The following is a 12,699-nucleotide window of genomic DNA, read 5'->3' on the forward strand; positions in this document are numbered from 1 at the left end:
TACATCGGCCCACGTTGGGCAAGAAGAATAAGGAGTCACCTGTGTCTACACTGAAACCTGCACTCATCGCGCTTTCACTGGTGTTGGTCGCCCCCATGGCGGTTCAGGCATCTGAAATTACCCTCGTACCTGCGGTAAAACTGCAGATTGGTGACCAGGATAACAACGGGCATTACTGGGACGGCGGCCGCTGGCGCGACCATGACTGGTGGAAAGCGCATTATGACTGGCGTGATAACCACTGGCGTCCACATGATGAGCATCGTAAACACGACGATCGTCACGATGACCATCACCACGATGATCACCGCGACGATCGCGGCCCGGACTGGAAACACCACTAGTGCAAAACCCCGCCAGCTGGCGGGGTTTGTTTTTACTGCTCGTGGCGCTTAAACACCAGCTCGCCTTTCCCTGACGACGCTTCGTCAAAGAAATAGCCTTCGCTGTTAAATTTGGTTAACTGCTCCGGCTTCGTCAGGCGGTTCTGGATGATGTAGCGGCTCATCAGGCCGCGCGCTTTCTTGGCGTAGAAGCTGATCACTTTGAACTTACCGTTCTTCTCATCGAGGAAAACCGGCTTGATGATTTCGGCATCCAGCTTTTTCGGCTTCACAGACTTGTAGTATTCATCGGACGCCAGGTTAATCACTACGTTATCACCCTGTGCGTGCAGCGCCGCATTAAGCTTGTCGGTGATGATATCGCCCCAGAAATGGTACAGGTCTTTGCCTTTGGCATTTTCCAGGCGAATCCCCATCTCCAGACGATACGGCTGCATCAGATCCAGCGGGCGCAGCACGCCGTACAGACCAGACAGCATGCGCAGATGCTGCTGGGCAAAATCGAAATCGGCTTCGCTAAAATCTTCCGCCTGCAGGCCGGTATAGACGTCACCTTTAAACGCCAGAATCGCCTGGCGAGCGTTAGCCGGGGTGAAATCCGGGTGCCACTCGTGAAAGCGGGTCGCGTTAAGATCGGCCAGCTTGTCGCTGATGCTCATCAGCGAGGCGATTTGCGGCGCAGAGAGCTTACGCGCTTCGCGGATCAGCTGCTGCGAGTAGTCCAGCAGTTCAGGCTGGGTATAGCGCTCGGTGGCGAGCGGGCTCTGGTAGTCGAGCGTTTTTGCAGGTGAAATCAGAATCAGCATATCCAGTCCTTGCAGGAAATTTAGAGCGACTTTAGCAAAAAATCGCTCTGAATTGATCGATGGCTGTTATTGCCGCGGCAAATCATCCCACGTGCCGGGAGCAAGTTGCGCCTCAACGTCGGGATAGCGTGCGGGATCAAATACCGGCGGAACCCCCAGCTTGCGCTGACGAAGGTAATCTCTGGCAATCAGGGTAACAACCGGCGAGAGCAGCAGGATCGCCGTGAGGTTAGTGATCGCCATTAGCGCCATAATGATATCAGCCAGCTGCCAGACCAGCGGCATACTGAGGAAGGAGCCAGCGATGATCATCAGTATTACCGCCAGACGCAGGGTTCCGATTGCGGCGCGGGAGTCGAGCTTCAGGAAAATAAGGTTATTTTCGGCGTAGAGGTAATTCACCACAATCGAGCTAAAGGCAAACAACACCAGGATGAGCGAGACAAATCCTGCTCCCCAGCCGCCGGTCAGGTTCACCAGCGCCTGCTGGAGAAGCTGTATCCCGGCGGTTCCTGAGGAATGCGGTACGGAGTCTGCCAGCAGTACAATCATGGCGCTGGCGGAACAGATGATAATGGTATCGGTAAAGACGCCAATCATCTGCACAATGCCTTGTGCGGCCGGGTGCGGTGGCCAGGAGGAGGCGGCGGCTGCCGCGTTGGGGGTTGACCCCATACCGGCTTCATTGGAGAACATTCCTCGCTGAAAACCCGCCATCAGCGCCTGGCTGAAGGTGTACCCCAGCGCCCCGGAGGCCACTTCGCGCCAGCCAAAAGCGCTTTTGACGATGGTTGCAATCACGCCCGGCACCTGGTCGATATGCAGTGCGGCGACGAACAGGCTCGCGACAACCCAAAGCAGCGCCATAACGGGAACCAGCCACTGCATCAGGCGAGCGATGCCCCTGAGACCGGCAGAAATGGTGAGCAGAACGATAAGGGCTAACACGATACCGGTAATCCACTCCGGGCAGGAGAAGGCATAGCGCAGGGCATCGGCGACAGAATTTGCCTGGACGGTATTAAAAATAAGACCGTACGCGAGCAATAAAAAAAGTGAGAACAGAACGCCCATCCAGCGCATCCCTAAGCCACGCGCCATATACCAGGCAGGACCGCCGCGAAACTGGCCGTTTTTATCTTTCTCTTTATAAAGCTGGGCGAGCGAACTTTCGGCAAAGGAGGTGGCCATCCCGAGTAGCGCCGTCACCCACATCCAGAAGACCGCGCCTGGCCCGCCAGCACCGATCGCCAGCGCAACGCCCGCCAGATTCCCGCTGCCGAGGCGTGCCGCCAGGCTGGTACAGAGTGCCTGGAACGACGTTAATCCGCCCGGCTGGGGCGTAACGCTGTTTTTCAGACTTCTGCCAAACTTGCGAATATAACGAAACTGGATAAACCCACTGCGTAGCGTAAACCAAATACCTGCTCCCAGAAGCAGGTAAATCATTATCGAACCCCACAGGACTTCGTTAATAAAGAAAAAGAAATCAGGCATTAACGTCCCTCTTGTTGATGCCAAAGTGAATATGTAAGCGCTACCACTGATTGGGCATGCTGTTGCTTAGCAGCCTGTTAATCTTTCGAGTTTACCATACTCTACCTAAGCGCACTGTCTGCGGTTGCGCTACCCCTCCGTCGTGTTATCATCAGGGCAGACCGGTTACATCCCCCTAACAAGTAAACCTGTCATTTTTCCGCTGCAGGCATGCTGTCGGTAGCGTGAATTATCCAGGGCACGTTAAAAGAGAAACACTATCATGACGGATAAATTGACCTCCCTTCGTCAGTTCACCACTGTCGTAGCTGACACCGGAGATATCGCGGCAATGAAGCTGTACCAGCCGCAGGATGCCACAACTAACCCTTCTCTCATCCTTAACGCCGCACAGATCCCTGAGTATCGCAAACTGATTGACGACGCAGTGACCTGGGCGAAAGCACAGAGCAACGACCGCGCGCAGCAGGTTGTGGATGCCACCGACAAACTGGCAGTGAACATCGGTCTGGAAATCCTGAAACTGGTGCCTGGCCGTATCTCTACCGAAGTGGATGCACGTCTCTCCTACGACACCGAAGCGTCTATCGCCAAAGCGAAACGTCTGATCAAAATGTACAACGACGCTGGCATTAGCAACGACCGTATCCTGATTAAACTGGCTTCTACCTGGCAGGGTATCCGCGCGGCAGAGCAGCTGGAAAAAGACGGTATCAACTGTAACCTGACCCTGCTGTTCTCCTTCGCGCAGGCGCGTGCATGTGCAGAAGCAGGCGTATACCTGATTTCTCCGTTCGTGGGCCGTATTCTGGACTGGTACAAAGCTAACACCGATAAGAAAGAATACGCACCGGCTGAAGATCCAGGCGTGGTTTCTGTTACTGAAATCTACGAATATTACAAGCAGCACGGCTATGAGACCGTGGTTATGGGCGCAAGCTTCCGTAACGTCGGTGAAATCATCGAGCTGGCTGGCTGTGACCGCCTGACCATCGCCCCTGCGCTGCTGAAAGAGCTGGCAGAAAGCGAAGGTACCCTGGAGCGTAAACTGTCCTACACCGGTGAAGTGAAAGCACGCCCAGAGCGCATCACTGAATCCGAGTTCCTGTGGCAGCACAACCAGGATCCAATGGCGGTAGACAAACTGGCGGACGGTATCCGTAAGTTTGCTGTTGACCAGGGCAAACTGGAAAAAATGATCGGCGACCTGCTGTAATCATTCTGCGTGACCGGGCTCCCGGTCACGCGACTTCTTTCGTACCCTGTCTGAATCCCCTCTCTGCGTGTATCATTCCCTTTAATCAGTATTTTTTGAATGGAATGGATATGAATACCTTACGCATCGGCCTGGTGTCGATTTCTGACCGCGCCTCCAGCGGTGTTTACCAGGATAAAGGCATCCCTGCTCTCGAAGCGTGGCTGGGCGCTGCGCTGACAACTCCTTTTGAAATTCAAACCCGTCTGATCCCCGATGAACAGCCGATCATCGAGCAGACCCTGTGTGAACTGGTGGATGAAATGAGCTGCCACCTTGTTCTGACGACGGGCGGAACCGGCCCCGCGCGCCGTGACGTGACGCCGGACGCAACGCTGGCGATTGCCGATCGCGAAATGCCGGGCTTTGGCGAGCAAATGCGGCAGATCAGCCTACACTTTGTTCCGACGGCCATTCTTTCCCGCCAGGTGGGAGTGATCCGCAAGCAGGCGTTGATCCTGAACCTGCCGGGCCAGCCGAAGTCGATTAAAGAGACGCTGGAAGGGCTGAAAGCAGAAGATGGTAGCGTCATTGTTCACGGCATCTTTGCAAGTGTACCGTATTGTATACAGCTGCTTGACGGTCCCTATGTGGAAACCGATGAGAAAGTAGTAGCAGCTTTTCGTCCGAAAAACGCACGTCGCGAAACAATCTCCTGAAATTAATCAATATGTGACATTAGCTGAAGCGGCGTTAGCGTGGTAAAGCTTTTACGGTATAGTAATATTTTCTTTACGATTGCTGTAAAAATAAATCCACAACACACGCATAATGGTTCGCTATGTCACATAACACCCGACCTCTGAATCGACAGGACTACAAAACTCTCACGCTCGCGGCCTTAGGCGGCGCGCTGGAGTTTTACGACTTTATCATCTTCGTCTTCTTCGCCGCCGTGGTGGGAGAACTCTTCTTCCCGACGGATATCCCGGATTGGCTGCGTCAGGTGCAAACCTTCGGCATTTTTGCCGCCGGGTATCTGGCACGTCCGCTGGGCGGCATCATTATGGCCCACTTTGGCGATCTGGTCGGGCGCAAGAAGATGTTTACCCTTAGCATCCTGCTGATGGCCGTACCCACGTTGGCCATTGGTCTGCTGCCCACTTATGCCTCGATGGGCATCCTTGCTCCGTTGCTGCTGTTGCTGATGCGCGTTCTTCAGGGTGCGGCGATTGGCGGTGAAGTGCCGGGCGCGTGGGTGTTCGTCGCGGAGCATGTTCCGGCGCGCCGCATTGGTATTGCCTGCGGAACCTTAACGGCGGGTTTAACGGTAGGGATTTTGCTCGGCTCGGTGGTCGCAACGATTGTGAATACCAGCATGACGCAGCAGGCCGTGCACGACTGGGGCTGGCGTATTCCGTTCCTGCTGGGCGGGGCGTTTGGTCTGGTGGCGATGTACCTGCGCCGCTGGTTGCAGGAGACGCCGATTTTCCTCGAGATGCAGCAGCGCAAAGCGCTGGCGCAGGAGCTGCCGGTGAAGGCGGTCGTGGTACGCCATAAAAAAGCGGTGGTAGTGTCGATGCTGCTCACCTGGCTGCTCTCAGCGGGCATTGTGGTAGTGATATTGATGTCCCCGGTGTGGCTGCAAAAGCAGTACGGTTTCGCCCCTGCCGTGACGCTACAGGCGAACAGTATCGCGACAATCATGCTCTGCTTTGGCTGTCTGGCCGCCGGGCTGGCGGCAGATCGTTTCGGTGCCAGCGTTACTTTTATCGTCGGCAGCCTGTTACTGGCCGCATCAAGCTGGGCGTTTTACCATCTGGCGGGCAGCCATCCTGAACAGCTGTTCCTGCTGTACGGCTTGGTAGGGTTGTGCGTGGGCGTAGTGGGTGCTGTGCCTTACGTCATGGTGCGAGCTTTTCCGCCGGAAGTTCGTTTCACCGGGATCTCGTTCTCTTACAACGTCTCATATGCCATTTTCGGCGGGCTGACGCCAGTTGCCGTCACCGTGCTGATGGGCGTGTCGCCGATGGCGCCAGCCTGGTATGTACTCGCGCTCTCGCTGATGGGGCTGGTATTAGGATTTTGGCTTCGTCAGGCGGGGGGATGTCGTGCCCGCGGGGCGGGCACGACAGAGGGATCAGTGTTTTTCACCAATCGGTAGAACGGTGCGGTCAAACTGCTCGTTCAGCACTTCACCCATTGCGAGGTAGATAGCGCTTGCGCCGCAAACCAGACCAATCCAGCCGGCAACATGAACGATGCCTTCGTTATCCACCAGGTGACCAATCGCCAGCAGGGCGAACAGTACGGTCAGGCTCAGGAAAACGAACTGCAGCATGCGGTTACTTTTCAGGGTACCGAAGAACATGAACAGGGTGAAGACGCCCCACAGGCCCAGGTAAACGCCAAGGAAGTGGGCGTTTGCCGCGTCCGCCATGCCCATTTTAGGCAGCAGCAGAATGGCAACCAGGGTCAGCCAGAAAGAACCGTAAGAGGTGAAGGCGGTTAAGCCGAAGGTATTGCCTTTCTTATATTCCAGCAGGCCCGCGAAGATTTGCGCGATACCGCCGTAAAAAATGCCCATCGCCAGGATGATGCCATCCATCGGGAACATCCCGATATTGTGCAGGTTCAGCAGGATAGTGGTCATGCCAAAACCCATCAGGCCCAGCGGAGCCGGATTAGCCAACTTAGTGTTGCCCATAAGTCCTCAAAAAAATCATCATTAATATGGTGAAATGGTTAAACCCGCGTCAGTTCTCCCTGACTGGGCGCGGCATCATAATGGGCGCAATTGATGACGTCTATGATCTCATCAGGGTGAAATTAAAATTTTTTTTATGCTTGCCCCTTGATGGATGCCGCCGCGACCCCATCTTGTAGTCAACCGCAGTGTGTGGACCTGAAAAAAATCAAATCTGGGCAGTTGAAAAAGCACGTTCTGCCCTTATTACAGGTACACAACCACATGTTGACTGAATTTTTAGTGGAGACGTTTAGATGGGTAAAATTATTGGTATCGACCTGGGTACTACCAACTCTTGTGTAGCGATTATGGATGGCACTACTGCACGCGTGCTGGAGAACGCCGAGGGCGATCGCACCACGCCTTCTATCATTGCTTATACCCAGGATGGTGAAACTCTGGTTGGTCAGCCGGCTAAACGTCAGGCAGTGACAAACCCGCAAAACACCCTGTTTGCGATTAAACGCCTGATCGGTCGCCGCTTCCAGGACGAAGAAGTTCAGCGTGACGTTTCCATCATGCCTTACAAAATCATCGCGGCAGATAACGGCGATGCATGGCTTGATGTGAAAGGCACCAAAACTGCACCACCGCAGATTTCCGCTGAAGTGCTGAAAAAAATGAAGAAAACCGCTGAAGATTACCTGGGTGAGCCGGTAACTGAAGCTGTTATCACCGTACCTGCCTACTTCAACGATGCTCAGCGTCAGGCAACCAAAGATGCTGGCCGTATCGCAGGTCTGGAAGTAAAACGTATCATCAACGAACCAACCGCTGCTGCACTGGCTTACGGTCTGGATAAAGAAGTCGGCAACCGTACTATCGCGGTTTACGACCTTGGTGGTGGTACCTTCGATATCTCTATTATCGAAATCGACGAAGTTGACGGCGAAAAAACCTTCGAAGTTCTGGCAACCAACGGTGATACCCACCTGGGTGGTGAAGACTTCGATACCCGTCTGATTAACTACCTCGTAGACGAGTTCAAGAAAGATCAGGGCATTGACCTGCGTAACGACCCGCTGGCTATGCAGCGCCTGAAAGAAGCCGCTGAGAAAGCGAAGATCGAGCTGTCTTCCGCTCAGCAGACCGACGTGAACCTGCCGTACATCACTGCAGACGCGACCGGTCCTAAACACATGAACATCAAAGTGACCCGTGCGAAACTGGAAAGCCTGGTAGAAGACCTGGTGAACCGTTCCATCGAGCCGCTGAAAGTTGCCCTGCAGGACGCTGGCCTGTCCGTATCCGATATCCAGGACGTTATCCTGGTCGGTGGTCAGACGCGTATGCCAATGGTTCAGAAGAAAGTGGCTGAGTTCTTTGGTAAAGAGCCACGTAAAGACGTTAACCCGGACGAAGCAGTCGCAATTGGTGCTGCGGTTCAGGGTGGCGTACTGACCGGTGAAGTTAAAGACGTACTGCTGCTGGACGTTACCCCGCTGTCTCTGGGTATCGAAACCATGGGCGGTGTGATGACTGCGCTCATCAACAAAAACACCACCATCCCAACGAAACACAGCCAGGTGTTCTCTACCGCTGAAGACAACCAGTCTGCGGTAACCATCCATGTGATTCAGGGTGAGCGTAAGCGTGCGGCGGATAACAAATCTCTGGGTCAGTTCAACCTGGACGGTATTAACCCGGCACCGCGCGGCATGCCACAGATCGAAGTGACCTTCGACATCGATGCTGACGGTATCCTGCACGTGTCTGCGAAAGACAAAAACAGCGGTAAAGAGCAGAAGATCACCATCAAGGCATCTTCTGGCCTGAACGAAGCGGAAATCGAAAAAATGGTTCGCGATGCCGAAGCTAACGCGGAATCCGACCGTAAGTTCGAAGAGCTGGTTCAGACCCGCAACCAGGGTGACCATCTGCTGCACAGCACCCGTAAGCAGGTTGAAGAAGCAGGCGATAAACTGCCAGCGGAAGACAAGACTGCTATCGAAGCTGCACTGAGTGCGCTGGAATCCTCACTGAAAAGTGAAGACAAAGCGGACATCGAAGCGAAGATGCAGGAACTGGCGCAGGCTTCTCAGAAGCTGATGGAAATCGCTCAGCAGCAGCACGCTCAACAGCAGGCGGGCGCTGACGCTTCAGCGAACAACGCGAAAGACGACGACGTTGTCGACGCTGAGTTCGAAGAAGTTAAAGATAAAAAATAATCGCCCTGATGCAGGGTAATTAATCGGCACGGGCGTAGGAGAACTCTCCACGCCCGTGCTCGCATGTTAAGGGGCTTAAAAAAACCAATGGCAAAGCAAGACTATTACGAGATTTTAGGCGTTCCGAAAACTGCGGAAGAGCGTGAAATCAAAAAGGCGTATAAGCGCCTGGCCATGAAATTCCACCCGGACCGTAACCAGGGTGACAAAGAGGCTGAAGCCAAATTTAAAGAGATCAAAGAAGCCTACGAAGTCCTGACCGATGCACAAAAACGTGCGGCCTATGACCAGTACGGTCACGCAGCCTTTGAGCAGGGCGGCATGGGCGGCGGTGGATTCGGTGGCGGCGGCTTTGGCGGCGGCGCTGACTTCAGCGATATCTTTGGCGATGTGTTTGGCGACATCTTCGGCGGCGGCCGTGGTCGTCAGCGCGCGGCGCGCGGCGCGGACCTGCGCTACAACATGGAGCTGACTCTGGAAGAGGCCGTTCGCGGCGTAACCAAAGAGATCCGTATCCCGACGCTGGAAGAGTGTGACGTTTGCCACGGCAGCGGCGCGAAAGCGGGTACGCAGCCTCAGACCTGTCCAACCTGTCACGGCTCTGGTCAGGTTCAGATGCGTCAGGGCTTCTTCGCGGTACAGCAGGCCTGTCCTCACTGTCACGGTCGCGGTACGCTGATTAAAGATCCGTGCACCAAATGCCACGGGCACGGTCGCGTTGAGAAAACCAAAACGCTGTCCGTTAAGATCCCGGCTGGCGTCGATACGGGCGACCGCATCCGTCTGGCGGGTGAAGGTGAAGCAGGGGAGCACGGCGCACCGGCAGGCGATCTGTACGTTCAGGTGCAGGTGAAACAGCACGCTATCTTCGAGCGTGAAGGTAATAATCTGTACTGCGAAGTACCGATCAACTTCGCGATGGCGGCACTCGGTGGCGAAATCGAAGTGCCAACGCTGGACGGTCGTGTGAACCTGAAAGTGCCTGGGGAAACCCAGACCGGCAAGCTGTTCCGCATGCGCGGAAAAGGCGTCAAATCCGTTCGCGGTGGTGCCCAGGGCGACCTGCTGTGCCGCGTCGTCGTGGAAACGCCGGTTGGCCTGAACGACAAGCAGAAACAGCTGCTGAAAGAACTGCAGGAAAGCTTTGGCGGTCCGACGGGTGAGAAAAACAGCCCGCGTTCCAAAAGCTTCTTCGATGGCGTCAAAAAATTCTTCGATGATTTGACTCGCTAATTCGTTAGCTGGTTTTCATCTTCTAAAAGCCCGGAAGCGATTCCGGGCTTTTTTATTTGCGCGTATAGCTCGGTTAAACTGAGTCTACACTCAACATTAATCTGTTTTTGCCGAGCTATTTGGCTTGGTATTATGGTTTTATCGAGGTATTGTTGTAAAAGAGAGAACTTAAATGAAATTACTACACCGTTTCTTTAGCAGTGAAGCGTCCGGTGGCGTGATCCTGATTATTGCCGCAGCGGCCGCGATGGTGCTGGCTAACCTTGGCATCACGCAGGAACTCTACCATGCATTTCTGGAAACGCCGGTTGAGCTGAAGGTCGGGGCACTGGAAATTAATAAGAACATGCTGCTGTGGATCAACGATGCGCTGATGGCGGTGTTCTTCCTGCTCGTTGGGCTTGAGGTTAAGCGTGAGCTGGTACTGGGCTCTCTTGCCAGCCGCCAGCGCGCGGCGTTTCCGGTGATTGCCGCGCTCGGTGGGATGGTGGTGCCGGCGCTGCTCTTCCTGGCGTTCACCTGGCAGGATCCGATCGCGCGTCACGGCTGGGCGATCCCGGCTGCGACGGATATCGCCTTTGCGCTCGGGGTGCTGGCATTGCTGGGAAGCCGCGTGCCGGTGGCCCTGAAAATCTTCCTCATGGCGCTGGCGATCATCGATGACCTGGGCGCCATTGTAATTATCGCGCTGTTCTACACCAGCGATCTGTCTATCCTGTCCCTGAGCGTCGCCGCCGGGGCGATTGCGGTGCTGGCGCTGCTGAATATCTTCAATGTTCGCCGCATCGGTATTTATATCCTGGTGGGAATGGTGCTGTGGACGGCGGTGCTGAAATCGGGCGTGCACGCTACGCTGGCAGGCGTGATTGTGGGCTTCTTCGTGCCGCTTAAGCCGCAGGAGGGCAAGTCGCCTGCCAAACAGCTGGAGCATGTGCTGCACCCGTGGGTCGCCTTTATGATCCTGCCGCTGTTTGCGTTTGCTAACGCGGGGGTTTCGCTGGGCGGCGTGACGCTGGATGGGCTGACTTCCGTGCTGCCGCTGGGCATCATTGCCGGGCTGTTTATCGGTAAGCCGCTGGGCATTAGCCTCTTCTGCTGGCTTGCGACGAAGCTGAAGCTGGCGTCATTGCCGCACGGCACCACGTTTACGCAGATTATGGCCGTCGGCGTGCTGTGTGGCATCGGGTTTACGATGTCGATCTTTATCTCGACGCTGGCGTTTGGTGCGCATGCGCCTGAGCTTATCGTCTGGGCTAAACTCGGCATCCTCATCGGGTCATTACTGGCCGCGGTAATCGGTTATACCTTGTTGAAGGTGAAATTGTCCGGACAGGCCGTCCAGGCATAACGGAACACCGGGAGGAGGCGAGCCTTCTCCCGATACACACTCAGGGAGAGAAGAAGCAATGTCTCATTTAAATTACAACCATCTGTACTACTTCTGGCACGTCTATAAACAGGGCTCGGTGGTGGGGGCGGCAGAGGCGCTCTACCTGACGCCGCAAACCATCACCGGGCAAATCAAGGCCCTGGAAGAGCGTCTGCAGGGCAAGCTGTTCAAGCGTAAAGGGCGTGGGATTGAACCGAGCGAACTGGGCGAGCTGGTTTTCCGCTATGCGGACAAAATGTTCACCCTGAGCCAGGAGATGCTGGATATTGTTAACTACCGCAAAGAGTCGAACCTGCTCTTTGACGTGGGCGTGGCGGATGCGCTGTCCAAGCGGCTGGTGAGCGGCGTGCTGGATGCGGCGGTAGTTGAAGACGAGCAAATCCACCTGCGCTGCTTTGAATCCACCCACGAAATGCTGCTGGAACAGCTGAGCCAGCACAAGCTGGACATGATTATCTCGGATTGCCCGATTGACTCCACCCAGCAGGAAGGGCTGTTCTCAGTGAAAATTGGTGAATGCGGCGTCAGCTTCTGGTGCATTAACCCGCCGCCGGAAAAACCGTTTCCCGCGTGCCTTGAAGAACGCCGCCTGCTGGTGCCGGGAAGACGTTCCATGCTCGGACGCAAGCTGCTGAACTGGTTTAACTCGCAGGGGCTAAAGGTAGAAATCCTCGGTGAGTTCGACGATGCGGCGCTGATGAAAGCCTTTGGAGAGGCGCATAATGCGATCTTCGTTGCGCCGACGCTGTACGCGCACGATCTCTATTCGGACGACAAGATTACGGAGATAGGCAGAGTGGATAACGTTATGGAGGAGTATCACGCCATATTTGCGGAGAGGATGATTCAGCACCCGGCGGTGCAGCGAATCTGCAACCGCGACTACTCGGCGCTTTTTACGCCACCGGCAATCTGAAGGCATAAAAAAACCCGCGTTAAGCGGGTTCTTTAAACAAGCAACAGCAAGTAGCGATTAAGCCAGTTTGCTGATCTGCGCGGTCAGGTTTGCTTTATGACGCGCTGCTTTGTTTTTGTGGATCAGACCTTTAGCAGCCTGACGATCCACGATTGGTTGCATTTCGTTAAATGCGTTCTGCGCTGCAGCTTTGTCGCCTGCTTCGATTGCTGCGTATACTTTCTTGATGAAAGTACGCATCATAGAGCGACGGCTTGCGTTGTGCTTACGAGCCTTTTCAGACTGAACGGCACGTTTCTTAGCTGATTTGATATTAGCCAAGTCCAACTCCCAAATATGTTCTATGTGGACAATTCAAAGGCCGAGGAATATGCCCTCTTTGCCTTCTTTTGTCAATGGAT

12 protein-coding genes are annotated in these 12,699 nt (G+C 54.8%); 8 read left to right on the plus strand and 4 right to left on the minus strand.

Annotation, left to right across the window (positions count from 1 at the left end):
* The first annotated feature begins 41 nt into the window (after positions 1-41).
* Positions 42-344: a DUF2502 domain-containing protein gene (locus KGP24_RS03450; protein WP_223562378.1), complete on the plus strand. Its 303-nt coding sequence runs from the start codon at positions 42-44 to the stop codon at positions 342-344.
* Positions 345-376: 32 nt separating this feature from the next.
* Here KGP24_RS03450 and yaaA read toward each other — a convergent pair whose 3' ends face one another.
* Positions 377-1,150, minus strand: a complete 774-nt coding sequence (gene yaaA / locus KGP24_RS03455; RefSeq protein WP_039260860.1) for a peroxide stress protein YaaA — start codon at positions 1,148-1,150, stop codon at positions 377-379.
* A gap of 66 nt (positions 1,151-1,216) precedes the next feature.
* Complete coding sequence (locus tag KGP24_RS03460) at positions 1,217-2,647, minus strand: sodium:alanine symporter family protein (protein WP_223562379.1); 1,431 nt, start codon at positions 2,645-2,647, stop codon at positions 1,217-1,219.
* Between the two features lie 262 nt (positions 2,648-2,909).
* Between KGP24_RS03460 and tal the strand changes: the two genes are divergently transcribed.
* The 3 genes from tal (at position 2,910) to KGP24_RS03475 (ending at position 6,006) form a co-directional block, all read left to right on the plus strand.
* A complete protein-coding gene (tal, locus tag KGP24_RS03465; RefSeq protein WP_023334458.1) occupies positions 2,910-3,863 on the plus strand; it encodes a transaldolase in 954 nt (317 codons plus the stop codon).
* A 110-nt stretch (positions 3,864-3,973) separates the two neighbouring features.
* Complete coding sequence (mog, locus tag KGP24_RS03470; protein ID WP_223562380.1) at positions 3,974-4,561, plus strand: molybdopterin adenylyltransferase; 588 nt, start codon at positions 3,974-3,976, stop codon at positions 4,559-4,561.
* A 122-nt stretch (positions 4,562-4,683) separates the two neighbouring features.
* Positions 4,684-6,006, plus strand: coding sequence for an MFS transporter (locus KGP24_RS03475; RefSeq protein WP_223562381.1), 1,323 nt, complete (start codon positions 4,684-4,686; stop codon positions 6,004-6,006).
* Here KGP24_RS03475 and satP read toward each other — a convergent pair.
* Complete coding sequence (satP, locus tag KGP24_RS03480; RefSeq protein ID WP_129343649.1) at positions 5,983-6,549, minus strand: acetate uptake transporter; 567 nt, start codon at positions 6,547-6,549, stop codon at positions 5,983-5,985. The two genes, KGP24_RS03475 and satP, sit on opposite strands and share 24 nt — an antisense overlap.
* Before the next feature lie 296 nt (positions 6,550-6,845).
* Here satP and dnaK point away from each other — a divergent pair, with 296 nt between their 5' ends.
* From dnaK to nhaR, 4 genes are all read left to right on the plus strand, one after another.
* Positions 6,846-8,759, plus strand: a complete 1,914-nt coding sequence (gene dnaK, locus KGP24_RS03485; RefSeq protein ID WP_223562382.1) for a molecular chaperone DnaK — start codon at positions 6,846-6,848, stop codon at positions 8,757-8,759.
* Between the two features lie 87 nt (positions 8,760-8,846).
* Positions 8,847-9,992, plus strand: a complete 1,146-nt coding sequence (dnaJ, locus tag KGP24_RS03490; protein WP_023310347.1) for a molecular chaperone DnaJ — start codon at positions 8,847-8,849, stop codon at positions 9,990-9,992.
* 172 nt (positions 9,993-10,164) lie between these two features.
* The gene (gene nhaA, locus KGP24_RS03495; protein ID WP_223562383.1) at positions 10,165-11,340 is read left to right on the plus strand and encodes a Na+/H+ antiporter NhaA; all 1,176 of its coding nucleotides are present in this window, start codon (positions 10,165-10,167) and stop codon (positions 11,338-11,340) included.
* A gap of 58 nt (positions 11,341-11,398) precedes the next feature.
* Entirely contained in the window at positions 11,399-12,298 is a 900-nt protein-coding gene (gene nhaR, locus KGP24_RS03500) for a transcriptional activator NhaR (RefSeq protein ID WP_032660752.1), read from the plus strand.
* Between the two features lie 57 nt (positions 12,299-12,355).
* On the opposite strand, the gene rpsT is transcribed toward nhaR, so the two are convergent.
* Positions 12,356-12,619: a 30S ribosomal protein S20 gene (gene rpsT, locus KGP24_RS03505; protein ID WP_012015991.1), complete on the minus strand. Its 264-nt coding sequence runs from the start codon at positions 12,617-12,619 to the stop codon at positions 12,356-12,358.
* Between the last annotated feature and the right edge of the window lie 80 nt (positions 12,620-12,699).

Source organism: Enterobacter sp. JBIWA008 (genome assembly GCF_019968765.1).
Lineage (GTDB): Bacteria > Pseudomonadota > Gammaproteobacteria > Enterobacterales > Enterobacteriaceae > Enterobacter.

Coding starts and splice junctions, on each gene's coding strand:
- yaaA (WP_039260860.1), bottom strand. CDS start 1,150: ATGCTGATTCTGATTTCACCTGCAAAAACGCTCGACTACCAGAGCCCG.
- mog (WP_223562380.1), top strand. CDS start 3,974: ATGAATACCTTACGCATCGGCCTGGTGTCGATTTCTGACCGCGCCTCC.
- dnaK (WP_223562382.1), top strand. CDS start 6,846: ATGGGTAAAATTATTGGTATCGACCTGGGTACTACCAACTCTTGTGTA.
- nhaA (WP_223562383.1), top strand. CDS start 10,165: ATGAAATTACTACACCGTTTCTTTAGCAGTGAAGCGTCCGGTGGCGTG.
- KGP24_RS03460 (WP_223562379.1), bottom strand. CDS start 2,647: ATGCCTGATTTCTTTTTCTTTATTAACGAAGTCCTGTGGGGTTCGATA.
- KGP24_RS03475 (WP_223562381.1), top strand. CDS start 4,684: ATGTCACATAACACCCGACCTCTGAATCGACAGGACTACAAAACTCTC.
- nhaR (WP_032660752.1), top strand. CDS start 11,399: ATGTCTCATTTAAATTACAACCATCTGTACTACTTCTGGCACGTCTAT.
- satP (WP_129343649.1), bottom strand. CDS start 6,549: ATGGGCAACACTAAGTTGGCTAATCCGGCTCCGCTGGGCCTGATGGGT.
- tal (WP_023334458.1), top strand. CDS start 2,910: ATGACGGATAAATTGACCTCCCTTCGTCAGTTCACCACTGTCGTAGCT.
- dnaJ (WP_023310347.1), top strand. CDS start 8,847: ATGGCAAAGCAAGACTATTACGAGATTTTAGGCGTTCCGAAAACTGCG.